The organism is Shewanella woodyi ATCC 51908 (assembly GCF_000019525.1).
In the GTDB taxonomy this organism is placed as follows: domain Bacteria; phylum Pseudomonadota; class Gammaproteobacteria; order Enterobacterales; family Shewanellaceae; genus Shewanella; species Shewanella woodyi.
Window position 1 is genome coordinate 1,076,899 of the sequence record NC_010506.1, and the last position, 23,572, is coordinate 1,100,470.

Annotated in this window: 21 protein-coding genes; 14 read left to right on the forward strand and 7 right to left on the reverse strand. The window is 42.7% G+C overall.

The window, feature by feature from the left end; translation table 11 throughout:
* The first annotated feature begins 17 nt into the window (after positions 1-17).
* Entirely contained in the window at positions 18-1,028 is a 1,011-nt protein-coding gene (locus SWOO_RS04070; protein ID WP_049774247.1) for a glycosyltransferase, read from the forward strand.
* 23 nt (positions 1,029-1,051) lie between these two features.
* Here SWOO_RS04070 and SWOO_RS04075 read toward each other — a convergent pair whose 3' ends face one another.
* Together SWOO_RS04075 and SWOO_RS04080 are read right to left on the reverse strand one after the other, a co-directional pair.
* Complete coding sequence (locus SWOO_RS04075; RefSeq protein WP_012323438.1) at positions 1,052-1,723, reverse strand: thiol:disulfide interchange protein DsbA/DsbL; 672 nt, start codon at positions 1,721-1,723, stop codon at positions 1,052-1,054.
* A 175-nt stretch (positions 1,724-1,898) separates the two neighbouring features.
* A complete protein-coding gene (locus SWOO_RS04080) occupies positions 1,899-2,558 on the reverse strand; it encodes a DNA-J related domain-containing protein (protein WP_012323439.1) in 660 nt (219 codons plus the stop codon).
* A 452-nt stretch (positions 2,559-3,010) separates the two neighbouring features.
* Here SWOO_RS04080 and SWOO_RS04085 point away from each other — a divergent pair, with 452 nt between their 5' ends.
* Complete coding sequence (locus SWOO_RS04085) at positions 3,011-4,663, forward strand: CHASE domain-containing protein (RefSeq protein WP_012323440.1); 1,653 nt, start codon at positions 3,011-3,013, stop codon at positions 4,661-4,663.
* Between the two features lie 203 nt (positions 4,664-4,866).
* The gene (locus tag SWOO_RS04090; protein WP_012323441.1) at positions 4,867-6,483 is read left to right on the forward strand and encodes a diguanylate cyclase domain-containing protein; all 1,617 of its coding nucleotides are present in this window, start codon (positions 4,867-4,869) and stop codon (positions 6,481-6,483) included.
* On the opposite strand, the gene SWOO_RS04095 is transcribed toward SWOO_RS04090, so the two are convergent.
* On the reverse strand, positions 6,480-7,751 hold the full coding sequence (locus tag SWOO_RS04095) for a lipopolysaccharide biosynthesis protein (RefSeq protein WP_012323442.1): 1,272 nt from the start codon (positions 7,749-7,751) through the stop codon (positions 6,480-6,482). The genes SWOO_RS04090 and SWOO_RS04095 overlap by 4 nt on opposite strands.
* A 265-nt stretch (positions 7,752-8,016) precedes the next feature.
* On the opposite strand from SWOO_RS04095, the gene SWOO_RS04100 reads away from it, so the two are divergent.
* The 6 genes from SWOO_RS04100 to SWOO_RS04125 all read left to right on the forward strand — a co-directional run bounded on the left by SWOO_RS04100 (position 8,017) and on the right by SWOO_RS04125 (position 13,790).
* A complete protein-coding gene (locus SWOO_RS04100) occupies positions 8,017-9,084 on the forward strand; it encodes an endonuclease/exonuclease/phosphatase family protein (protein ID WP_012323443.1) in 1,068 nt (355 codons plus the stop codon).
* Between the two features lie 29 nt (positions 9,085-9,113).
* On the forward strand, positions 9,114-10,004 hold the full coding sequence (locus SWOO_RS04105; protein WP_012323444.1) for a hypothetical protein: 891 nt from the start codon (positions 9,114-9,116) through the stop codon (positions 10,002-10,004).
* Positions 10,005-10,370: 366 nt separating this feature from the next.
* Positions 10,371-10,580, forward strand: coding sequence for a hypothetical protein (locus SWOO_RS04110; RefSeq protein ID WP_012323445.1), 210 nt, complete (start codon positions 10,371-10,373; stop codon positions 10,578-10,580).
* Positions 10,581-10,844: 264 nt separating this feature from the next.
* Entirely contained in the window at positions 10,845-11,333 is a 489-nt protein-coding gene (locus SWOO_RS04115; RefSeq protein ID WP_012323446.1) for a hypothetical protein, read from the forward strand.
* A 104-nt stretch (positions 11,334-11,437) separates the two neighbouring features.
* A complete protein-coding gene (locus SWOO_RS04120; RefSeq protein ID WP_195742855.1) occupies positions 11,438-12,454 on the forward strand; it encodes an ABC transporter substrate-binding protein in 1,017 nt (338 codons plus the stop codon).
* A 7-nt stretch (positions 12,455-12,461) separates the two neighbouring features.
* Positions 12,462-13,790, forward strand: coding sequence for a diguanylate cyclase domain-containing protein (locus tag SWOO_RS04125; RefSeq protein ID WP_012323448.1), 1,329 nt, complete (start codon positions 12,462-12,464; stop codon positions 13,788-13,790).
* Between the two features lie 61 nt (positions 13,791-13,851).
* Here SWOO_RS04125 and SWOO_RS04130 read toward each other — a convergent pair whose 3' ends face one another.
* Complete coding sequence (locus SWOO_RS04130; RefSeq protein WP_012323449.1) at positions 13,852-14,097, reverse strand: ribosome alternative rescue factor ArfA; 246 nt, start codon at positions 14,095-14,097, stop codon at positions 13,852-13,854.
* 439 nt (positions 14,098-14,536) lie between these two features.
* Between SWOO_RS04130 and SWOO_RS04135 the strand changes: the two genes are divergently transcribed.
* Positions 14,537-16,162, forward strand: coding sequence for a methyl-accepting chemotaxis protein (locus SWOO_RS04135; RefSeq protein ID WP_012323450.1), 1,626 nt, complete (start codon positions 14,537-14,539; stop codon positions 16,160-16,162).
* 66 nt (positions 16,163-16,228) lie between these two features.
* Here the strand turns inward: SWOO_RS04135 and SWOO_RS04140 are convergent, their stop codons facing one another.
* The 3 genes from SWOO_RS04140 to SWOO_RS04150 all read right to left on the reverse strand — a co-directional run bounded on the left by SWOO_RS04140 (position 16,229) and on the right by SWOO_RS04150 (position 18,818).
* Positions 16,229-16,942, reverse strand: coding sequence for a substrate-binding periplasmic protein (locus SWOO_RS04140; RefSeq protein WP_012323451.1), 714 nt, complete (start codon positions 16,940-16,942; stop codon positions 16,229-16,231).
* 67 nt (positions 16,943-17,009) lie between these two features.
* Entirely contained in the window at positions 17,010-17,876 is an 867-nt protein-coding gene (locus SWOO_RS04145) for an SDR family NAD(P)-dependent oxidoreductase (RefSeq protein WP_012323452.1), read from the reverse strand.
* A 51-nt stretch (positions 17,877-17,927) separates the two neighbouring features.
* Positions 17,928-18,818 carry a LysR family transcriptional regulator gene (locus tag SWOO_RS04150; RefSeq protein WP_012323453.1) on the reverse strand — a complete coding sequence of 297 codons (891 nt, stop codon included), beginning with the start codon at positions 18,816-18,818 and terminating at the stop codon, positions 17,928-17,930.
* Between the two features lie 163 nt (positions 18,819-18,981).
* Here SWOO_RS04150 and SWOO_RS04155 point away from each other — a divergent pair, with 163 nt between their 5' ends.
* The 4 genes from SWOO_RS04155 to SWOO_RS04170 all read left to right on the forward strand — a co-directional run bounded on the left by SWOO_RS04155 (position 18,982) and on the right by SWOO_RS04170 (position 23,539).
* Positions 18,982-19,371, forward strand: coding sequence for a RidA family protein (locus SWOO_RS04155; RefSeq protein ID WP_012323454.1), 390 nt, complete (start codon positions 18,982-18,984; stop codon positions 19,369-19,371).
* A gap of 40 nt (positions 19,372-19,411) precedes the next feature.
* A complete protein-coding gene (locus SWOO_RS04160) occupies positions 19,412-20,860 on the forward strand; it encodes an aldehyde dehydrogenase family protein (protein WP_012323455.1) in 1,449 nt (482 codons plus the stop codon).
* Between the two features lie 9 nt (positions 20,861-20,869).
* Positions 20,870-21,853, forward strand: coding sequence for a membrane dipeptidase (locus tag SWOO_RS04165; protein ID WP_012323456.1), 984 nt, complete (start codon positions 20,870-20,872; stop codon positions 21,851-21,853).
* A gap of 129 nt (positions 21,854-21,982) precedes the next feature.
* The gene (locus tag SWOO_RS04170; protein WP_041417954.1) at positions 21,983-23,539 is read left to right on the forward strand and encodes a BCCT family transporter; all 1,557 of its coding nucleotides are present in this window, start codon (positions 21,983-21,985) and stop codon (positions 23,537-23,539) included.
* The last annotated feature ends 33 nt before the right edge of the window (positions 23,540-23,572 follow it).

Below are 23,572 nucleotides of genomic sequence, written 5' to 3' on the forward strand. Positions count from 1 at the left end.
AACTTGGAGGAGTCAATTTGGCTCTAAAGAGTTTGTGCGAGTCAAGATTGGCGGAGGATTTTGAGTTTTCCATTACTCATATTGATCTTGCAACCCACCGCATTAAGCGATTTGAGGCCGATATTATTGTGCTTCATACCTCATCTTCATGGAGAAAACTGCCAGGGTTTATCTCACTTTGCTTCAAAAACCGAGGCACACCTTTACTGCTTCAAGAGCACCATTATTGCGAAGGGTTTGTCGCCCATGAGTTGCCTAATAAGTGGCGTTTCTTTCTAATGCTTAAGCTGAGTTACACTCTGATGGACAGAGTGTTGGCCGTCTCTGTCGCCCAGGCTAAATGGTTACTTGATAATCGCTTGGTTAACGCAGATAAGCTGGTGGTACTCAAGCAGGCAAGACCCGTTAATACCTTACTCTCTTTGCCTGAAAAGGCGCTCTCGTTTCCTATTCAACTAGCAGCCTATGGTCGGTTTCATAAGCAGAAAGGGTTTGATCTCTTGCTTAAGGCGATGGAGAAGCTCCCCTCTGAAAAAGTGGAGTTAAGGCTCGCTGGAAGCGGTGAGATGTCACCACTTTTAGATTCGATGGCCGCGACTCTGGAAAACGTTACCTTGATTGGAGAGATTGAAGATGTCCCCCTATTTTTATCCTCCTGTGATGCAGTGGTTATCCCATCTCGTTGGGAGCCTTTTGGCTTGATATGCCAGGAGTCGATTGCAGCGGGAAAAATGATTGTGACAACCTCAGTAGATGGCTTATCGGAGCAGTTGGCAGAACTGTTAGCGACAAGAGGTGACGAGGAGCTATCTGTGCTGCTGACGGAGCAGAGCGTTAATGGTCTGGTTGATGCGCTGGAGTGCTTAATTTCTCAAGCTGAGCATAAGTTAGCGGTCGAGAAGGTGAGGTGTTTATCAAACTTAACCTATGAAGATAGATGTATAGCAGCAAAGTGTTGGCCAACACTCGTTGAAACTTGGAGAGAGCTACTTTTCTCTGAACAGCATAGAGCAAAAAGGCTCCAGTAGGAGCCTTATATACCCAATCGGATTTAAGACTTGTGGTCTAATGCCAAGTAGTTGATGAGATCAATCAGTTGCCCTAAAGAGCGGATCTCACCCATGTTGATGGCGTACTTATCGTTGACGATAAACGCTGGAACACTCTGAACGCGGAACTCTCTTTGTTGAACACGCCAAAGTGCTAGCTTGCTATCGACAACTTTGCTGTCTGCTAGCTCGTCATACTTTTTACCGTCGATACCATGTGCTGCGAAGACCTTTTTGATGTCATCACGGTTGTTTAATTCAGGCTTATCATGGGCGCTGTGATCATGGGCGTGGTCATGACTACCAGCCTCTTCTTCCCCTTGAATAGCGGCAAACATAGCGAGAGTTAGTTTATCTTTTTGACTTGCATCTAATGCTTGGATCACCCCAAGAGAGCGCATCACTTCGGTACCAATTTCACTGTTCATGAAATCAACATGCTTACTATCAAACTTGACCTTCTTATTTAGGTTAGCTTTGATGTCGCCTAGGTATTGAGTTTCCATGTTGTAACAGTTGTGGCAGTAAAATGAGTAGAACTCAGTCAATTTAGGTTGAGTGCTTGCTGCCTTGTTAGAGACCTGGGTAAAGTGCTTACCTTCAACAAACTGTGAGGCAAAGCTGCTCAATGGTGCTATGGCTAATGTTAGCGCTAATGCGATATGTTTAATCAATCTACTGTCCTCAAAATGATCGGAGTCGAGTTAAGGTTAAAATAGCTCGATAATCCGTTTAATTCAGCATAAAAGCTAAAGATTAATTATGACTGAATTTCACTGTGGAAACAGACTAGGGAGTGTGACTTAGGTTGAAGTTTGAGGCAATATTCGCCCAAATCATTTCAAAGGACTACAAATTCTCACGTAGAGTTTGCCAAGCCTCACACACTTTTCGAAATTGGACCGTGTTACCGTCAGGGCGGTCTGGATGCCACTGTAGTGCTAGTTTTCTCCAGCGACGGCGTACCTCTCTGTTTGTTGCATCATGATTGAGCTCAAAAACTTTGAGTGCTTGATCTTTATGCATCAGATTAGGATTAGTGCCAATGTACTCCTCGTAACGACTCCAGAATGACTCAAGCATCTCTCGGATGATATTGGGGCAAGTATCGTAGTTAACCCAGTTCAGATAATACTCCCTTAGTGCATCATCTTCTCGCAGGCTTGATTCAAGGTTAGTGGGGATAATGTTGAATATTTGAATCTCCATAGCTTTAACTTGCAGCCAATGCTCAGGCAGAAGAATATCTTGCAACTGAAAAAGGGCGTTCATTAGTAGAAAATTTCTTTTAAACAAGGCTTTATCCTGATCGTCGTCGAGGTCTTGCATCAAGCCTTTTGCCTGTAACTCAGTCGCTAATAGGTGTACCTTCCAACTGTGATTTGAGTTTTGTAGCAGACTAAAGAGAGGCCAGATAAGTGGATTATCTCCTTTTATATTTGTGACTCCCGCTTCAGGTTCGCAGGTGATAAGTGGCGATGTTTGTGCTGACCCCTTGGCAAATAGCATAGATTACATCCATCCTGAATTGGCTACTGCTCTTTAGCTTCAGAGCTTATTAAAATAGAACCCATTACAGTGACTATGACACAAGAGATCTGGAACGCAAGCTGACCTATAGATGAAAGCTGTCTTAGTGTGCGCTTGCTGCTGAGTCTTCCTTCGGAGAATAGTTGATTTTTACTAATCAGTAGCTAGTCTCAATGAAGGTGCACACTTTTTGTGTAAGTGTATATTTTTGTAAATTGAAGAGGTTAGATTTTTGCCTTTTATAGTCTCACTCTCTGTAAGGAAGATAGCTCTGTCTATTGATGCAATATCTCGGATGATATTGCATTTCCCTGTCGATGACACTTTGAAGAATGTACCAAGGTTAATGATAATTTTTCAACTTATTCATAGGCTAACAACGGCTATGATGCTTCTTTTTTTCTCTTCTAAATTATCCCGAGTAATAGTAAATGATGCCTGTTTATAAGGCTTTTTCTCGTCGATTTATTATCTTATCTATGCTGCTGGGATTATTACTGTCAGGGTTTTTTGGTGCCATGCTCTATCAAAAAGAGCTAGCAATTATAGAGACAGACTTTAAAAGAGATGTAGACGATAAAGCGATGGCGCTGGAGCGAGAGTTGCTGGCCAATTTGGAGGTGCTTTTTGCTATTAAAAGTTTATTTAACAGCTCTGAAGAGGTGACAGCCAACGAATTTGAAAATTTAGCCAGTGACTTTTTGGCTAGGCATCATGATATACAGGCTCTGGAGTGGGCGCCGAAGGTAACAGGTGATAATAGGGAGGCGTTTGAAGCAGCTCGAAGAGAGATCTATCCGGATTTTGAATTTACTGAGCGCGCATCTCAAGGGAGTATGACTAAAGCGGGTATACGTGATGTGTACTTCCCTGTTTATTTTGTCGAGCCGCTTAAGGGCAATGAGGTTGCATTTGGCTTTGATCTGGCATCGAATGAGAGTCGTCTTAGTATGATAAATAGAGCAATTGATAGAGATCTTACGCTTGCGACTAAAAGCATTACTTTAGTTCAGGAGGTGTTTGACCAAAAAGGCTTCCTTATTGTTATGCCTGTGTATGAAGGTGAGCCGAGTACTGTGAGTAAACGTCAGGAGAAGTTACAAGGCATCGTTCTAGGCGTTTACCGGATTGCCGATATTTTTGAATCGGCTGTGAAGCATACTGGTGCTACCGGGATTAGATTATTGTTGAAAGACAATACAGGCGCCGATGCAGAAGAGCTTTATGCTAACTATTCGAGCGATAAAGTGTTGGGAAGTCTACAAAAAAGTTTTAGCTATAGCAGATCGCTTAAACGAATAGGTGGTCGGCAATGGACCTTGATTGCAACCCCAAGCCAAGGATATATTGCTGAGCGCCAAAGTTTATTGCCTTTTTTCGTGTGTGCGTTTGGCTCTATTTTTGTTTTAGTCGGTGGTGGGTATATCTTTCTGGCTACTGAGCACTCCACTATGATTCGCGAAGAAGCTGTAGAGAGAAATAGAGAGTTAGATGAAGCTAAATTAGCGTTGGAGGAACTCTCTTTTACGGACGGTCTGACTGGAATTGCCAATCGGCAATGCTTTGATATTCGCTTCGAAGAGGAGTGGTTAAGGGCGTTACGGGATGGAACTTCACTGTCGCTAATCATGGTGGATCTGGATAATTTTAGGCTTTTCAATAACACCTATGGCTATATCGGTGGGGATCAGTGTTTACGTGATATTGCCAATAAACTCGCGCTGACCACGAACCGAACCACAGACTTGGTGGCACGCTACGATGCTGATCAATTTGTTATCTTGCTGCCCAATACCGATGAACCTGTGCTTTTGGCTGATAAGTGCCGCATCAATATTGAAAAGCTTCATATCCCTTATCAAGCCTCTTCGGTTTCAGATTATATGACTGTCAGTGTAGGGGTTGCGAGTATGATCCCGACTAAACATAGGTCACAGGCTGATTTTATGGCCAATGTTAAGGAGTTGCTGGCTCAAGCTAAAGAGCTAGGTAAAAATCGTGTGGGTATCGCCCGCGATATTTTAGCGGCGAATAGAGGAGATATACTTAAATTTCAATACTCTCAGGGTCGTTCAACTGAGTGATACTTTAGCGCTCATATGGAACATTTTACTGACATTCCATTCTAGTTATGATTAAATTTCAGCAACAAGCTGTCACACCTAACTCTATTTTCTTATGACTAATTGGTTCAAAAAATGGAATTGAGTAAAACAATCACCTCTAGCATTACTCTTATCTTAAGGGGCAACTTGCTCATCTTTATAAAGATAGTTAAGTCTTACCTATGAACTTTCTCTCTAAATATATCCTGCTGATCGCAGCTTGCTTTGTTGGAATTGGCTTCTCTGCTTATATGGGATTTAGTCTATATGAGAAGGAGAGCAAGGTGATTGAGCAGGACTTTAGAAAGGATGTCGATGATAAAGCCGCTGCATTAGAAAGAGAGATCTTGCTTAATATTGAGGTGCTCTACGCAATTAAAGGTTTGTTTGATAGTTCAAGTGAGGTCACCTCTCAAGAGTTTAGTCGTATTGCCCGTAGTTTTTTAGTGCGTCACCACGATATCCAAGCGTTAGAGTGGGTGCCTAAAGTGACCTCTGATCAAAGAGAGGCTTTTGAAGCCGCTCAACGTAGGGAGAGTCCTGGATTTGAGATCATTGAATCAGAAGTCGAAGGTATGATCTCTGCAAGCCAAAGAGAGAGTTATTTCCCTGTCTCCTATGTGGCACCTTTTATCGGTAATGAGCAGATCTTGGGCTACGATCTCGCTTCAAACGAGGAGAGGTTATGGATAATGGAGAGGGCGACCGATCTCGATAAGCCTCTGTCTACCTCAGGTGTTAGTTTAAGCTCTTACCAATCAAAACAGCGTGGTTTTATTATCTTTTTACCCACTTACCATGGTGAGCCAAGCACTCTGTTTAAACGTCGGGAGCAGCTAAGGGGGTTCGTTGTTGGTGTGTACCGCATCGATGATATGTTTGGCAGTGCAATTAAGCGTACCTCGGTTCAAGGCCTCTACTTCTCCTTAGAGGATAACACCTATGAAACTGTCTCTAACCTCTATTCAAACTTTCCTGAAGGTGGAACGACATTACTGTCACAAACGGCGTTTATCTATAAGAAATCGTTAACGGCATTCAGTGGGCGACAGTGGTCTATCACCGCGGTGCCCAGTGCAGGTTACGTGGCAGAGAGACGAGGCCGTCTACCCTATATTATTGCTATATTAGGCAGTTTATTAGTTCTGTTGGGTGCGCTCTATATTTATGCCTTGATGAGACGTTCTGCACTGATTGAGAGGGAAGTTAAGCAGAGAACTCATGATCTCAATGAGGCTAAGCAGAAGCTTGAAGCCCTGTCTCAAACCGATAGTCTAACGAAAATCTCCAATCGCCGCTGTTTTGATGAGAGCCTACAAGCATGTTGGCAACACGCTATTCGTGAGAAATCGAGCATAGGTTTAATCATGATAGATATTGATCATTTTAAGTTGTACAACGATACCTATGGTCATCTTGCGGGCGATCAATGTTTACGAGAGGTTGCGAGTGCCCTTAATCAGACACTGAATCGAAAAACGGATCTTGTGGCTCGCTACGGTGGCGAGGAGTTTGTGGTGCTATTGCCCCATACTCGAGATTGCATCTCTCCGGCTAAACGATGCCAAATTAACATTGAGCAACTGGCTCTGCCCCATGAGAGCTCACCCACCAGTGAGTATGTCACTGTGAGTGTGGGCGTCACAAGTATCTGCCCAGATAAGTGCTCTGATATGCAAGCTTTTACAGCTGAGGCAGATAGAGCTCTTTATCAGGCTAAAAAGTCTGGCCGTAATCGAGTTCAAGTGTTTGAACACGAGCGCACAGAGCAGGCAGTCGCTGTTGTTAACCAAGCTTAATTTACACTTGGGATTAGCTTATCTTGCTTTAAAATACGCTTCTCTACTTGGCCTGAAATAAGGAACATCAATAGGTATCCTGTCCCTAGCGCTAAGATCACCGCGACAACATTATCTGTTATCTGACTATAGATATAGTAGCTGGCTATTAATGCCACGATTCCACTTCCTCGTATCAGCAAGCTTTGGGTAAATAAACCATGGGCTTTAATAAAGGCTAACTGATATGCATTGAGCATCATAAATAGAAAGAACATCGAGAAATGCATCAATACTGGTGCCGATTTAGCATACTGCTCAGGAAAGACTAAGGCGACGATTTCATGACTAAACAGCAGCATTGAGATAAAAAAGAGGCTACTGATGATAAGTGACATCTTATATACCCAGTGTTTGATCTGTTTAATTTGTTGCCAATCTTGATTGCGCACACAAACAGCCAGCTCTGGAAATACAAATCGATAGATGGGAAAGACAAACAGTAAGGTTAGATAAGCGATTATGGGCCTGACAACCACTTGAAAGTCGCCTAGTTCATCGATACTGAAATGACCAATTGTAAGTAAGACAGTGATGTAGATCATTAAAATACTAGCCCCCGCCTCTAAAGAGGCTGTAAAGCTCTTCTTCATAAAGTTACGTAGGTTGGTGTCCATATTTACGGGCCCGATAGGCGTTGTTGCTATCTGTTTACGTCGATTGAAGAACATATAAACCGCGACAGTGGTTGAAGAGAGCATCAGGCTGAAAAAGAGTGATGATATTGGCGTCTGCTCTAGTAAGTAGAAACAGGTAAGGAACGTTAATATCTGTCCTAAAGGCTCAAGCCAAGTTACCCTGTTTGAGATCTCATACAGGCGGTACATGGCTATCTGATTGGTAAAATAGACCTTAAACCCCATTCCCAGAATGATGCCGACTAGGTGGAAATATTCCACATCGATATGGAGCTGATGTTTAATGTAGGGGAGCACAATTCCCCAAGTGAGCAGTACCACGGCAATCAAGCTATACCTAAATAGGTTAGTGATATCTTTATCGTTTTGAGTTTGTGAGTAACTCACTACCATAGAGGAGCGAAAGCCTGTCATTAAAATGAGTGACAGTGAGATGATATCGACAACCGTGTGATAAAGCGCAAGATCCTCTTTAGCCATCCACTGTGCTAACCAAACCTTGAAGCCAAAACCCAATGTAATACTTACAAGTGTTGCCCAGATCCCGGCAATAAAGGCCTGTTTTACACGTTCAATAGAGGTGACTTGCATAATATTCCAATAGCTGAAAAAGTAGGAGTAACACATCTGGTATAAAGGTTGGCAATATTACCGTGCAAAGCAGATATTCTATAGATTCAGAAGGTAAAGATGTGACTGATGTTCTCTCTTTACACTTTTAGGCTAGAGTGATGGGGTTGAGTGTAAAACTCCTCCTATGATCTGACTTCATTTGGTTATATTTGAAGCCTGCAATTGGTATATACTTAAATTATAACTTTCAGCTAGTTACTATTACCTATAAAAGGTTCCAAGCTTGCATAATCATTTGAAACAAGAGTCAGACACTGTTGAGTTGATTAAAGTCGCAACTTTTAACCTGTTCAACTTTATCGAGCCTCCTAGCGCTTATTACGATTTTGAAAATATCTATACTCAGGAGCAGTGGCAAAAAAAGCTAGCTTGGATAACTAGCTACCTTAATGAACACCAGCCTGATGTGATAGGTTTTCAAGAGGTCTTTAGTCCAGATGCTTTAGCAACTTTGACCCAAGCTTGTGGTTTAGATTATTTTGCTGTGCTCGATGAACCTGATGTGTTTGATGACTTTATCTACAGTAAACCTGTGGTTGCTATCGCCTCTCGCTATCCGATTATTGATGTTCACAGTGTTGAAGCTGATAGCCAGCTAGCCGAAATGGTTGGAATGCCTGCTAACTTTTCCTTCAGTCGTAAACCATTACGGGCAACGGTGTCGATTCCTAAGCTAGGCCCTTGCGATTGTTACGTGGTGCATTTTAAATCTAAACGCCCTCTTTTTGATGCTCAAACTGAATATCTTTCAGGTAAATCTCAAGTTAAATTGAAAACTGGTCAGCTACTGGCTGTCGAAGCTTTGGCGCAATGGGGAGCGAGTATTGTGCGAGGGTCTGAAGCTGCGCTGCTGCGTCATGCTATGGTAGAGAGGCGTGTTCAGACACAATACCCCATGATGTTGATGGGAGATTTTAATGATGGCTTAGAAGGTGGAGTGCTCGCATCATTAACATCGGTTGATACTCGTATTAAACCAGATAATGTTTTTGGTGATGTCACAGAGGAGCTGCAGGAGTATCAGCTTCAGGATTCATATGAGTTATATCAAAAAAGCCAATACAGTCTTAGTTCACAACAGCGTCCTGCCACCTATTACTATTTAGCCGCGGGCTCAGTGTTAGATTACATTCTGCTCTCGTGTGAGTTTGATGCTAAACACAGCCGGAGTCTGGCTGAGGTTGGTCGCTATGAAACCTACGACCGTCACCTTATTAATCCTAGCTTTGATCGGGATAGCCAAAGTACAGATCATGCTCCTGTGATGATAACCCTCTCCATTCGCCATTAGGCTCCTTAACCCAATTAAGAGTCGATATTATGCTTGATGCGATCTGTACCTTAGATAAATCCCAAGATGAACCCTATTCAGTCTTTAAGTTTCAGAAGCTAAGTCGTGATGAGATTGAAGAGTATCGTCAATTTTTACTCTGTCCTGTTTGTCGTCAAAAAGCCTTTTATCGTAAAGCGTCTAAAGACGGTAAGGCTGCTTGTTTTGGTTCTCGTTATCATAAACTCGATTGCAGTGAGTTTAAGCCGTCACAAGCTAAGTTAAGAGAGGAGCAAGATGCCCTTGAAGTTAATCAGCAGCTGGTGAATAGCGATGCCTTGGTCATCGACTTCTCAAAACCAGCAACGGTTAAAACTGCTGGGGATAAGCAGAGAGCTAAATCAAAGAAGGCCTCCAGCTCGAAGAGCACCCCCCCAGAAAAATTAGCTTGTGATGTAGATGAAGTGGCTGGCTCAGAACTGAGTGAGGGAGACCCTGTAATCCCCCAAAAGCGGGTAGCCACTCAAGGCTTAGAGAAGCTGCTCAACAGTCTGTTGCGTGGAAGCGACCTTGCCGATTCAGATTTATGGGTTTATACCGACGAAAAGTATCGCTGGCGAGCCAAGAACCTGTTTGTGAACTTTGCCGATGCAGAGCCGACAGAGAATGGAGCGCCGAGAATGTATTGGGGAACCATATCTCATAGCGATAAGAGCATGACGTGGCTTAACCCTGCTGATTGTCAGGATGTAGGTATACCGATAGATGAGTTTCAAAAGGCACTTTTTCATCAGTTTGCAATAAAGGAGCGTCGCGACATTGAGGGGGCTGGAATTATCATGTTTGGGAAGTGTTTCTGGAATAAAGGTAAGACACGTAAAATTATTCAACTTTGGGGCAAGGATACCAAGCGCATGTTTATCTCTAAGTCCGAAGACTAGTTTCAATAGCTAGTTTCAATAGCTAGTTTCAAGAGCCAGTTCCAAGCACTGATCCCAAGAGCTAAGCTAGTTCAGTGATAGAAGGTCAGTAGCAAAATGACAATAGATTTGAAAATGGATTGCAAAGTGAAAAGGAGATTTAGCGCTATAGAGGTCGTGCTAAGCCTAAGTGAACCATAAAATAGCGATAAGCATTGGCTTACTTGTTTTAATAACACCTTGGTTTAATTGATTCTCTACAAGAACCTCATACACTTTCACAAAACTTCTGAAGGGCTTGGCATGACAAATGCTTTTATTATGGTTAAGCACAGCCATTCGCATTAAGAGATTATTAAATGTGATGCATAATCAGAGGAAAGTCCTATGCCATATAGAACAAGAGATATCACCCCAAAATATGTTAATTTTACTGTTAACCAAGGCCTCTACCAAAGCTCAAGTAGCTATCGTTGTCGAGTCGATTTTGTCGTCAAGCTGCTGGGCAGTGAAACTATGGCCTCAAATGGCTTAGAGACAGATGGATTTACTGATGTGATCAATGAAGAGAAGGACTTTATTCTTGGCTACAATTAAAAGGTTATCCCCCTGTTGGTTAATTGACATAAGCTTGGTTTTGTTGGTATATCAGGCCAAGCTTAGTCACAAGGTTTTATTTACTGAATTCAGATTTCTCCCCTTCTCTTGAAAACCTATGTTACCTTCTACTTCTGTTTAAAATTAGCTATTAGTTCAATTCGTTAGCATTTTATACCGATTGGTATTAGCTAGTCTTAAATTTAACGCAGAGCAGTATGCTTTTATCATTTTAATCTAATCACTGAATTTTTATGGGCGGAGATGGTGTCGAATAAAGTTAACTATATTTTCTTGAGTGTAGGTTTAGTGGCATTTTTAGGTGTGTTGGGTAGCGTGCTCTATCTAAGTTTGAATAGCCGAGATGATAGCGCAGATCTACAACCTGTTGTCATGGGACTTTGGGTTAAAATGCCTGGTTTTTGCGAAGGTAAAGTGACTGAGGTAGAGAAGATGGAGCTATTAACTGCTAGCTCTCTTAGGATTGATGGACAGTTGATTACCATTTCAGGTTTTAATTTAAGCCAGACTTCACCCTTAAAGGTGCAATGTGAAACTTTAGGTGAGGGAAGCATGTATGCGCAAACTTCATTTCTAGGTAATCGATTCTCTCGTTTCTATATCGGTAATATCGGCGAGTATACCGTGTTAAAAGAGGTTACTCCTGGGGGAGCATTTTGGTTCAAACATGATCAAGTATTAGCGCAAAAACTGCAAACGATGAAAGGAGTGCCTAATATAAACCGAATTTAATCCTTCTTGTGTTGTTCTATCTTCTATTATGTGACAAATAAAAGTCACTTTTTTCTAGGTCATTTTTTTCCTCGACTACACTTGATTATGTATGATCTTTTTATATGGATAATAAGATGATAATGAAGGTGTTGTTAGTTTTCTCTATTCTCTTATCCTTGATATTTATTGGGATAGGAGTTGACCAGTATATTGAGTCTAAAGCTGTTTTAGAACAGCAGTCTACTCCAGTTAAAATAGCTGTATCTACTACCCCCTTAAGTGCCCCTTTTATCATTGCAGAGAAGTTATCTCTGTTTGAGAAATACAATGTTCTAGTCAACCTCTACCCCACAAGAGGAGGGCATCAGTGTTTTAAGATGTTGATGAATGGTGATGTGGATTTAGCAACCAGCTCTGAATCTGTGGTGATGTTTAATAGTTTCCTGCGCAGCGATTTTTCTGTGTTGGCTAGTTTTGCTGAATCTGATAATGATCTAAAGGTGCTCTCCTTAGAAAGTAGTTCAATATCAGAACCCCATCTACTCAAAGGGAAAAGTGTTGGCATGGTTAAGTCCAGTGCCAGTGAGTATTTTATCTATGCTTATATGATTATTACTGGCAATAATACGGTGGATTTTAACCATGTTTATATGGAGCCTAAGGATTTAGGTCCTGCATTGCTATCGGGAGAAGTTGATGCGATCTCTGTTTGGGAGCCATTTGGTTATCAGTTAAACAAGGAATATGGAGAGCAGATCAGGCAGTTTAATACCAAGGGGACTCATAATCTTTCTTTTAATTTAATAGCAAAAAAATCACTATTTGCTAATAGCTTAAAACAATATGTGAATGTGCTTGCTGCTATATCGGAAGCTGAAACTTTTATCACAAGTTACCCCGATGAAACTAAGGTGATGGTTAGCGATTACTTGAAGATACCTATGTCTGAGCTGGAGTGGGGCTGGGATGATTATATTTTTCGTCTCTCTTTAAGTAATGTTTTGCTCTCAAATTTACAGACTCAGGCGAGATGGGCGATTGCAAGCGGCGCGGTTAATAAGCAGGGGATGCCTGATTTTAGGTTACTCATCGATAGCCAAGCATTGGATATTCTTGAGCATGCTGATAAGGCTTTGTAGGTAAAAGATGAAAGTCACTAAGCGGTTAAAAATTTTACTGATTCTTGGGTTAATGCTAACCGGAGGAATACTTTTTTCGTTAGTGAGCCTAAATGACAATCAGGTGAGAACCAATCAGGAGCTACACCAAGTTATTGAGATTGAGCTTAAGATAAATGAACTTGGGACTCGGTTATGGCTACTCTTTCAATATAATGATCAAGATGCGTTAATACAGACACGATATGCTCATCAGGACTTAAAAGAGCTGCTTGAGCAGGAGCAGTTTAATAATGAAAGCAAGAACAGCATCATTGCCAACTTAATCAGGATGAACCTGAATATAGGCTCATTAATAGAGCTTTCACAAAAAGATATAGAGTCTAAGTTTCAACCTAGTATAACCACATCAGCGGGCATGCTATCTGCAAGATATAATATGACGCTGCAATCGATGAATGAAGATCTGACCAAGCTACAAAAGCTCGCCATGAGAGATGCGGAGCTCTCTCAACGTAAAATTCTTTATGCTGTGGTGATATTCCTGACCTTAGGTTCAGTTCTCGTATTGATATTAATCATAATGACACTGAGGACTTTTAAGGCAAATCTTAATGTACTGACCTTAGGCATCAAAGATCTGGAGAAGGGCAATTTAGGAAGTCGGCTTTTAGTCAGTGATACCGACGAACTGTCAGAACTTGCTGAGCAGTTTAATCTGATGAAACACTCTTTAGAGACGACTACAATTAAAAAAGAGCAGCTACAGGAGGAGGTAGACAGACAGACGGAAGAGTTGCAGAAGCAGCGGGCGGATTTTCAGCTCCTTGCGAATTATGACAGTTTAACTCAGCTCTATAGTCGCAGCGCTTTTGAATCTCAGATGAAGACTGCTATTGCCCGTTGTGGCCGTACTAAGCTTAATGGTGCGCTTCTTTTTATCGATCTGGACAGGTTCAAACCTATTAATGACAACTATGGCCATTCTGTGGGGGATATTGTCTTAATGCATGTATCTAAGATGCTTACTCAAGCTGTGCGGACATCGGACATTATTGCCAGAATTGGAGGGGATGAGTTTGTGATCTGGTTGGAGCCTATTGAGAATGCGCGCCAAGTGACTAAAGTGATAGAGAAGTTGCACTTAAGTTTATCAACTCCCTTTAAGTATGGGGATATTAGTGTGAGTGTAAGTGCGAGTATTGGAGTTAGTTTTTATCCTTTGGATGCAACTGATCTTAGTGGCTTACTGAGAGTTGCAGATGACAATATGTATAAAGCTAAAGCGACTCCTGATACGTATTATTACTTTACGCCAGAGGCAAATAGGCGATTTTCAATTACTAAGTTAGCTTAGTGTTTTATCTTGAGTGTTAGCTGATTGAGTTCAGTGATGAGCTGACAAGTTCAGCTGACGATTAGTGAATATATTGGATTGGGAGGATAGGAAGAGCTAATAAAAACAGCTGCCAAGAAAAAGGGGCATCGCCCTTTAGCATATGCCCCTTCTGTTTACGTTTGTACGAACCTTTGCCTTTTTTCGGCTTTTCCACCCGCATCTTAAATAATTCACTGGTTACAATGGCTTTTAAGGCGTTATCTTTGATTTTTCCTCGTCCGCTATCGTGTTCGATACTCGGCACTTGTTTAGGTCGTTTTGGCATGACTCCTCCTGTTTAAATCTCTTTGGCGACGAAACTATAATCACCCAATGAGAATAAGTAAACCTCCTCTTTATTAATAGCGCTGCTCTCTTTTAACACTTCATAATCGAGCTCCTCCCTACGCTAATCAATCTGGTAGGATTGACAACTCTACTGCGTACTCATTTTCTGAAATATTATCGACATGGTTTCGCGCTCTTAAAGGAACGCTTTAACAATAAATACAGTTGGCTCTTAAGATTTTTAAACTGATATTGAGTCTAACTTTAGCTCTTTGGGCTATTTTCCTTACTTTTTATAATGGTTTACTTCAGATAAAAATATTAACTAATTGTTTATCTTTCTTTGTTTTTTGGTATAAATGTAGTCGATTCCACTAAAGGATTGCCGGGGTTCATGTTAGGGAAACTTCTTATTTCATCTTTCTAAGGGTTAAATAATGCTCAAACTACAAATAAAACAAAAAATGACCTTAGGCTTATTAATTCCATTAGCTCTTTTAACCTGTATTAGTTTTCTTGCTGTCAACATGATGGGGAAGATTGAGGATGGCGTTGTCAGTATCTATTACGACAGAGTCGTTCCCCTTGAGGAGCTGAAAGTAATTGGTGATGACTATGCTGTGTATGTTATCGATGCGATAAATAAAGCCAATGCTGGCGCCTTTACTGCCGAGGAGGCAACTAGCGCTTTAGATAAGGCCAATAAGAGCATTAAAGAGAAGTGGCAAGCATTTATGTCAACTAACCATACCGAGGAGGAGGCTCGATTAAGCCGAGAGGCTAATCAACTCTTCTTGGCTGCAGACAGCGCCATTTCAAAACTTATGGATAAGCTTAACCAAACTCAAGGAAAGGTAGTTGGGGAGTTGAATGATGAAATCTTGCCTCTTTATGAGGTTATCGATCCAGTAAGCAGTAAGATTGGAGAGTTGGTTACTTTGCAATTAAGAGTCGCAGAAGAGGAGAAAAATAAAGTCAGTGATATCTATTCCTCATCGGTCACTGTGTTTATTATTCTGACAATTATTGCTGTTATCGCCAGTATTCTTATCGGCCTTTGGGTAAACAGAGCTGTTATGCTCCCCATCAATGATATCGTCAGTAAGTTGAGTACGATTCAGAAAGAGTCTGATCTTACGGTTACTTTTAATACATTTAATGATGACGAATTAGGGCAGATCTCCTCCAATCTAACTTTAGTGATTAATCATCTACGTGGCATTTTAGACTCCATCTATCAGGCATCGAATACTGTAGGAGATTCAACGGTTAAATTAAGTGAGTTCACCCGTAAAACCAGTGAGCGAATGTATGATCAGCAGTCGGAAACAGAGCAGACTGCAACTGCCATGAATCAGATGGTCGCAACGGTTAATGAGGTTGCGCTAAACACCACTGCAGCGGCTGTCTCAGCTAAAGATGCCGACACCAATGCAGCAAACGGTAATGAGATTGTTCAGCAGTCAATCACCAGCATGTCGATGCTATCTGAACAGATAACGCAAACTGCTAGCGTTATCACTAAACTCTCCGATGAGAGTCAAAGTATTGGAAGTGTCTTAGATGTGATTAAGGGAATTGCAGAGCAGACTAACCTGTTGGCACTGAATGCGGCGATTGAGGCTGCTAGGGCTGGAGAGCAGGGAAGAGGGTTTGCGGTGGTTGCCGATGAGGTGAGAACTTTAGCGCAAAGGACTCAGGAGTCTACTCAAGAGATTGAAACCATGATTGAACGCCTGCAGAAAGGGGTACAGGAAGCGGTAGCTTCTATGGAGGTTGGGATTAAGCAAGTTGATGATGCAAATAATAAGGCCAATATGGCTGGCCAAGCACTTAAGGATATCGTGTTGTCTGTAGATAATATCAGTCACATGAATACTCAAATAGCTACGGCAGCCGAGGAGCAAAGTAGTGTGGCAGAGAGTATTAATCAGAGCATTATCACCATCAGTGATATTGCTATGGAGTCCACCCAGGCCTCTCATGAACTGTCGAGTTCAGTCGAGGAGCTGACCACTTTGTCTGAGGATATGCGTTCTCAAGTTGGTCAGTTTAAGTTATAGGCTTCAGATAAGCGCTCGCCCTCATCATTTTTTCTGGTGGTGGGAGCGCTGAAATATCCTACGAATTTAATTCGCGCTAAACACCTCTTTTTCAGCCTGCTTGATTATTTTTTCAAGCTCACCATTTAGCTTCATCTGTTTGATTACACTATCCACTTCATCAACGAGTTGTGAGTGTTCTTGATGAACATAGTGATAGAGGCTGAGCTCATCTAGCGGTTCGCTTAAGCTTATGATATCGGTATAACCTCGGGCCTTAATCGCCAATAGGCCATCTATTGTGTTCGTGAGTGCGACTTGGACTCGACCTAACTCGAGTAGATCCATCATGGCGACTGTGGAGTCAACATCGTGAACGAATGGCATCCCTTGGGTGATATTATTGGTGTGTTTGACTCCGCGGACTTTGACAAGCTTATAGTGCTGAAGATCTTCCTTACGGTTGATTACAACGCCACTGCTTTTTTTATAAAAGGCCATGGTTTGTAGGGAATAATATGGGGTTGGAATACGTAAAGTATTTGGATGTTCCATGCCGTAAGTGAAGATACGCATAATCTCGCCATCCTTTTCTCCTACAGAGACGGTTGTTGACGCTCTCTTTCCTGGAAGAGGAGTGATGGTGATGCTATGACCCAGTTTTTTGTAAAAGTGTGGTAATACTTTTCGCCCCACCTCCTGCTCTATTAAGTTCTCTATTGAGACGAAGTGATACTCTTTAGCAAGGCTATCCCATGTAGAAAGTATTAATAGTATTGATAAAATGAGTCTCCCTTTCATTTTAAATCCCCATTATAGTGATTAGCGTATGGCTGTTGTATGACCTCTCTTTGATTAACCTACCCTATTAAGACCTACGTTGACGATATTTCTCTTTATTTTTTCGACCTATTTTATAGAGAAGTCCCCGTATTGCTTGGCGAAAGCGAGGAGAAAGATAGCCTAGGGTGGCAAGTTTACCGCTGAACCAAGGCATTGCAATTTCGGCATCTTGACTCTGTGAAAGTCTGATGACTGCATCTGCAACTTGTTCAGGCGTACTCATAGGTTGTGAGTAGACGATATCTTCAACTTCATCTATCTCATCCATAATAAAGCTGGTATCAATAGGCCCTGGAGATACCACTGCCACGTTAATTGAACTCTCTTTTAGCTCGTCGTGTAGGGCGTAAGTGAAGGCGCGTAATCCTGATTTAGTGCTGCTATATGTTGCTGCACCTTGAAGTGGTGCGCGGCCTGCTAAGGAGCCCACCATAACAATTGCGTTACAACAACCTTCTGCTGGGGAGGGCATATGGGGCAGCACAAGAGAGCTTAAGTAGAGAGGAGATTTTAGATTGAGATCGATCATGGCGGCTATCTGCTCAGGTGTGCGCTCAGCAAATGCGCCTCTATGATGCAAGCCTGCGTTATTGATTAGCACGTTAATTTGGCCAAACTTGGCTAGTGTTTGATCCACTAATGTCTGGCATGCCTGTAGATCGGCAATATCTGCTGTTAAGGTCAATATTTGGGCATTGGGGTATTGCACTAAGTCACTCTCTAAGGCTTGCAATGCAGCTAAACCTCTTGCAACAAGCACCAGTCTGACACCTGCAGGGTAGGCCTTAGCAAACCCATGAGCACAAGCGGCCCCTACACCTTTAGACGCCCCGGTAATGAGTATCGTGGGGAGAGGTTCTACTGCTTTATCTGTGTGAAGCTCATGACTCATCTATCTGCCTTAAATTTTTGGTTAGCTTTTGGCCACTATAACGTTTTTTCACTAGAGTTGGGTATTACAGGCTTCGAACTGGGTTTGGCAAAGCTGTAAAAAGGCGTCTGCTTGTGGTGATAGGTGACGCTCTATGGAGCGGAAGATCCCTATCTCTCGTTCAATAAAAGGTCGTTTTAAGGGGATCCAAACTAAGTTTTTGTTTTCTATGGGGAAGGCTAGTTTGGGGAGGGTGGTAACACCCACACCTAATTCGAGGACTGAAAATAGTGAAGTGATATTTTCAACGTCGTAGTTTGCTTGTTCGGCTAATACTGCAGCTGGTGTGGTGGCAAGCAGTCGACAGGTGCCATTTTTGATAAAAGGAAATGGAATGATATCGGTCCAATCGACCCCCTGATGCTTGCTGGCAAGTGGATGATCTTTTTGGCAAACGAGGCCTAGAGGGTCGGTAAACAGAGGTGAAAACTCAATTCGATGATCGCTAGCATGTAGGCAGTTTCCCAGTGCCAGATCAACCTCTCCGGCGAGCAACCTTTTTTCAATGCCTACCGCATTATCATCGATTAGCGATACTTGAACTTCCGGGTGATTATTGCAAAAAGCCGCCAACACCTTTGGTAGCAGTTTGGCTGCAACAGAGGGGACAGAGGCAATTTTTAAACGGCCAAACTCCCCTTTAGCCGCGGCTCTAAGGTCACTATCCAATGATTGGTATAGGTTTAAAAATTGATTAACCATAGGCAAACAGACTTCGCCATAGGGAGTTAGTTGCGCCTTATGACCCGTATCAAACAGGGCTTGTCCCAGTATCTTTTCTAACTCTTTTACTGAGGTAGACAGAGCCGCCTGAGAGCGATTTGCCGTATCCGATGCCGCCCTAAATCCCCCTTTTTCCGCCACGAGAGAGAAATACCTTAACTGCTGCAATTTAATATCCATAACGCCTTATTTGCCTTTATTTTTCTAATTAGTGTTGCTGGAACGGTTGATATTGGTGATAAAAAAAACTTATCAATCGTAAAAAATAAAGCGTTCGATTGATGACTTATTCTTGCGCATACTTTAGCCATTACGCAATAACAATTGTCAATAAAGGTTAAGTATGACTTCAAGGTTAATCAAACAAGCCGTGAAAACAGAGCTATTTGCATCTAAGGCTCCACTAGAGTGGGCGGTGGTTAATAACGGCACTCTCTATACGGCTCAGATCCCTATCAACGCATCTGGTGAGGTGGTTGCTGGTGGCATTAATGCCCAGTCAAAACAGGTGATGGATAACTTAATGCATACCTTAGAGGCGGCCGGTGTTAATTCCGACGCGGTACTGCAAGTGCTTATCTACGTCACTGATCGTAGCTATTTAGCCGAATTTAATAAGGTATACAGTCAATATTTTACCGCGCCTTTTCCCAATCGAGCCGCAATGGTTATTGCCGGATTGGCAAGAGAGGAGATGTTGGTCGAGCTCGTCGTTTATGCGGCAGTAAATTAATCAATCACCTAAAAATCAAATTAAAACAATGGGATTTCATATGACATTTTCTGCAGAAAAATCACTTTATATTAACGGTGAATGGCACACAGGTATTGGGACAAAAGCCAATATCAACCCCTCAGATATTTCTGAAAGCTTAGGTGAATTCTCACAGGCCAGTAAGCAGCAAGTTGTTGATGCTATTGAAGCGGCAAGAGGCGCACAACCTCAATGGGAACATACACCACTAGAGAAGAAACAGAGTGTTTTGCAAGCCATTGGCGATGAGTTGATTGCCCGTTGTGATGAACTAGGAAAGCTACTTGCCAGTGAAGAGGGTAAGCCTTTTGCAGAGGGAAGAGGAGAGATCTACCGTGCAGGACAGTTCTTCCAGTATTTTGCCGCCGAGGTGTTAAGGCAGATGGGTGACCTTGCTCAATCTGTGCGCCCAGGTGTCTCTGTTGAGGTTACGCGTGAAGCCTTAGGTGTGGTCGCAGTGATCTCTCCTTGGAATTTCCCAACGGCGACAGCGGCTTGGAAAATTGCTCCTGCATTGGCATTTGGCAATAGCGTTATCTGGAAACCTGCAAACCTAACGCCAGCAAGCGCCGTGGCACTGACTGAGATAATCCACAGACAGGGTCTACCTGCAGGGACGTTCAACTTAGTGCTAGGCAGTGGCGCTGAGGTGGGCAATACCTTGATCCACTCCCCAGATATCGATGGAGTTAGTTTTACTGGCTCAGTTGAAACAGGCCGTAAAGTGGCAACAGCGACAGCGGCTAACTTTGTGCGTTGTCAACTTGAGATGGGCAGTAAGAATGCACTTGTTATTGCCGATGACGCGGATATCGATATTGCAGTAGAGGCCACCATTATGGGCTCATTCTCAGGTGCAGGACAAAAGTGTACCGCCTCTTCGAGATTAGTGGTCTTTGATAGTGTCCATGATGCTTATGTCGACGCCCTGATAAAAAGGATGTCAGGGCTCAAGGTTGGTCATGCACTATCTGAAGGCGTGTTCATGGGGCCTGTTGTTGATAAAAATCAGTTGGATGCCAATTTTGACTGGCTGGAAAAGGCCAAGGCGGAAGGAGCATCAGTAGGATTTGGCGGTGAAAAGCTGACCCTAGAGCATGATGGTTACTATATGTCGCCAACCCTATTATTAGAGACTGATAACAGCTGGTCGGTGAATCAGGAGGAGGTGTTTGCTCCTATGGCTGGGATCATCAAGGTAAAAGATCTGGATGAAGCGATTGCCACGGTTAACGATACACGATTTGGTTTAACCGGTGGGATCATTACTCAAAGCTTACGTAATAGCGCTGTGTTTAAGCAGCAGGCTCAGACAGGTTGTGTGATGGTGAACTTACCGACAGCGGGTACCGATTACCATGTGCCTTTTGGTGGTCGTAAAGAGTCAAGTTTCGGTCCAAGGGAGCAGGGGCAATACGCCAAAGAGTTCTATACCGTGATCAAAACCACTTATCAGCGTCCCTACTAAGGAGATTCTATGTATCAGGATCAAATTATTATCGACGGCCTGCAGTATTGCAACTGGACCCGGGATTACTTTATCACCTTGAGAGAGAGCGGTATCACCGCTGTCCATGTGACCTTGGCCTACCACGAAGATGCCCGTCAAACCTTGACACAATTTGGACAATGGAACCGTTTGTTTGAGCAAAATAACGACCTGATCATGCCAGTCAATGGAGTGGAAGATATTGCGAGTGCAAAAGCATCTGGCCGTGTGGGGATCTTATTTGGAGCGCAAAACTGCTCACCCATCGATGATGAAATTGACCTGATTGAGGTGATGCGTAAGCAGGGCTTACTGATTATGCAGCTGACCTATAACAATCAAAGCTTACTGGCGACTGGGTGTTATGAAAGTGTCGATTCGGGTGTGACTCGCTTTGGTAAGCAGGTCATTAAAGAGATGAACCGAGTCGGCATGATCATCGATATGTCCCATAGTGCTGAGCGCTCAACATTGGAGACGATAGAGCTATCAGAGCGCCCTATCTGTATCAGCCACGCCAATCCAAGCTTTGCACATGATGCCCTGCGCAATAAATCCAACGAGGTGTTAACGGCATTGGGAGACTCTGGAGGGTTATTGGGATTTAGTTTGTACCCATTCCACCTGCCAAATGGAAGCCAATGTCAGCTGAACGATTTTTGCGAAATGGTGGCTAAAACTGCTGATTTAATTGGGGTTGACCGTTTGGCCATTGGCAGTGATCTGTGTTTGAACCAGCCTCAGTCGGTGCTGGAGTGGATGCGAAATGGACGCTGGTCTAAGTCAATGGATTATGGCGAAGGGTCCTCTTCAAACTCAGGTTGGCCAGCGGCTTTACCTTGGTTTGATGCTCAAAACGGGATGAAAAATATCTATAACGGCTTACTTGAACATGGTTTTAACCAAGAGGAAACCAACCAAATTATTGGGGGAAATTGGTTTAATTTCTTGGAGTTAAGTTTAAAAAAATAACAAAACCGAATGATGTCAACATCATTCATATTATTTAAGAGCGTGTGGTTATTAGTTCCTCTAATTAGCAGAATAAAATATAGGAGCTGATATGTGCAAAAAAAGCAGTCAAATGCTGGGGGACACTCAATGTCTAATATAACCGATAGCACAATGATGACGGATAAACCTGGATCCGTTTTAGAGAAATTAGGAGTCGATAATCCAGCTTTTTGGATGAGCGGTGGCTTTATCAGCCTGTTCGTTCTCTTAGCCCTTTTTGATAACCAACTTCTGTCAGAGATAGTTAACGCTGGTTTCGCCTGGTCAGTGAACTATTTTGGCCCATTTTGGCAAATTTTGATGTTAATGACCTTTGTGATTGCCATTGCATTGGCCTCTGCGAAAACGGGTAATGTTCGTTTAGGTAATCTGGATAAACCAGAAATTGATGGCTTCAAATGGATGGCGATCATCTTATGTACCTTATTAGCCGGTGGTGGCGTATTTTGGGCTGCAGCCGAGCCTATTGCACACTTTGTTTCTCCTCCACCACTCTATGGGGCTCAAGAGGATAAGATGCAGGGGGCATTTAATGCCTTGTCTCAATCTTTTATGCACTGGGGTTTTTTAGCCTGGGCGATTTTAGGTAGCTTAACCTCGATTGTCTTGATGCACCTTCATTACGATAAGGGCTTACCGCTGCAACCTCGAACCTTGCTTTACCCCATTTTAGGTGAGCGGGCATTGAAAGGCGCGACAGGAGCTTTGATTGATGCATGTTGTATCATTGCTGTGGCAGCTGGAACTATTGGCCCTATTGGATTTTTAGGCTTGCAGCTTAGTTTCGCGCTAAATGCCCTTTTTGGTATTCCCGATGGCTTTACCACACAACTTATTATTGTGATGTTGGCGATCGTTATCTATACCATCTCTGCCTTGAGTGGAGTCAACCGCGGGATCCAGATCCTTAGCCGTTATAACGTCATTTTAGCGGTTGGTTTGATTATCTATATTCTACTATTTGGTCCAACAAATTTTATCGTCAATAGCTACCTGCAAGGGGTTGGGACTATGATCGATAACTTTATCCCTATGGCGACCTATCGAGGTGATGAGGGCTGGTTAAGCTGGTGGACAGTATTCTTCTGGGGCTGGTTTATTGGTTATGGTCCTATGATGGCGATCTTTCTTGCCAAGATCTCTCGAGGTTACACCATTAGAAAGGTCGTTTTCTCAATCTGTATTATCGCACCACTGATCACCTGCTTCTGGTTTACTGTGGTTGGCGGCTCTGGCCTAGCATTTGAGATAGCCAATCCTGGTTCTGTCAGTAAGGCATTTGAAGGTTTTAATCTACCTGGTGCTTTATTAGCGGTCACTAATCAATTACCTTTCCCTATGGTGATCTCGATTCTATTCTTAATTCTGACCACCATTTTTATTGTCACAACCGGTGACTCAATGACTTACACCATTAGTGTTGTGATCAGTGGTTCAACAGAACCAAACGCTGTGATTAGGATTTTTTGGGGAATTATGATGGGTATTACCGCCATTATATTGATCTCACTAGGCTCTGGAGGGGTGACGGCATTGCAATCCTTTATCGTTATTACCGCGGTTCCTGTGTCGTTGATCCTCTTACCTTCCCTATGGAATGGGCCACAAATCGCCATGAAGATGGCAAAGGCTCAAGGTCTATAAACCGATAAGGTGCAGTGAGTTTACTGCACCATT

What these genes read in the sequence shown, in the direction of transcription:
- SWOO_RS04080 (WP_012323439.1), bottom strand. Translation starts at nt 2,558, where the DNA reads ATGCTATTTGCCAAGGGGTCAGCACAAACATCGCCACTTATCACCTGC.
- SWOO_RS04085 (WP_012323440.1), top strand. Translation starts at nt 3,011, where the DNA reads ATGATGCCTGTTTATAAGGCTTTTTCTCGTCGATTTATTATCTTATCT.
- SWOO_RS04090 (WP_012323441.1), top strand. Translation starts at nt 4,867, where the DNA reads ATGAACTTTCTCTCTAAATATATCCTGCTGATCGCAGCTTGCTTTGTT.
- SWOO_RS04095 (WP_012323442.1), bottom strand. Translation starts at nt 7,751, where the DNA reads ATGCAAGTCACCTCTATTGAACGTGTAAAACAGGCCTTTATTGCCGGG.
- SWOO_RS04105 (WP_012323444.1), top strand. Translation starts at nt 9,114, where the DNA reads ATGCTTGATGCGATCTGTACCTTAGATAAATCCCAAGATGAACCCTAT.
- SWOO_RS04110 (WP_012323445.1), top strand. Translation starts at nt 10,371, where the DNA reads ATGCCATATAGAACAAGAGATATCACCCCAAAATATGTTAATTTTACT.
- SWOO_RS04115 (WP_012323446.1), top strand. Translation starts at nt 10,845, where the DNA reads ATGGTGTCGAATAAAGTTAACTATATTTTCTTGAGTGTAGGTTTAGTG.
- SWOO_RS04120 (WP_195742855.1), top strand. Translation starts at nt 11,438, where the DNA reads ATGGATAATAAGATGATAATGAAGGTGTTGTTAGTTTTCTCTATTCTC.
- SWOO_RS04125 (WP_012323448.1), top strand. Translation starts at nt 12,462, where the DNA reads ATGAAAGTCACTAAGCGGTTAAAAATTTTACTGATTCTTGGGTTAATG.
- SWOO_RS04130 (WP_012323449.1), bottom strand. Translation starts at nt 14,097, where the DNA reads ATGCCAAAACGACCTAAACAAGTGCCGAGTATCGAACACGATAGCGGA.
- SWOO_RS04135 (WP_012323450.1), top strand. Translation starts at nt 14,537, where the DNA reads ATGCTCAAACTACAAATAAAACAAAAAATGACCTTAGGCTTATTAATT.
- SWOO_RS04140 (WP_012323451.1), bottom strand. Translation starts at nt 16,942, where the DNA reads ATGAAAGGGAGACTCATTTTATCAATACTATTAATACTTTCTACATGG.
- SWOO_RS04145 (WP_012323452.1), bottom strand. Translation starts at nt 17,876, where the DNA reads ATGAGTCATGAGCTTCACACAGATAAAGCAGTAGAACCTCTCCCCACG.
- SWOO_RS04150 (WP_012323453.1), bottom strand. Translation starts at nt 18,818, where the DNA reads ATGGATATTAAATTGCAGCAGTTAAGGTATTTCTCTCTCGTGGCGGAA.
- SWOO_RS04155 (WP_012323454.1), top strand. Translation starts at nt 18,982, where the DNA reads ATGACTTCAAGGTTAATCAAACAAGCCGTGAAAACAGAGCTATTTGCA.
- SWOO_RS04160 (WP_012323455.1), top strand. Translation starts at nt 19,412, where the DNA reads ATGACATTTTCTGCAGAAAAATCACTTTATATTAACGGTGAATGGCAC.
- SWOO_RS04165 (WP_012323456.1), top strand. Translation starts at nt 20,870, where the DNA reads ATGTATCAGGATCAAATTATTATCGACGGCCTGCAGTATTGCAACTGG.
- SWOO_RS04170 (WP_041417954.1), top strand. Translation starts at nt 21,983, where the DNA reads ATGTCTAATATAACCGATAGCACAATGATGACGGATAAACCTGGATCC.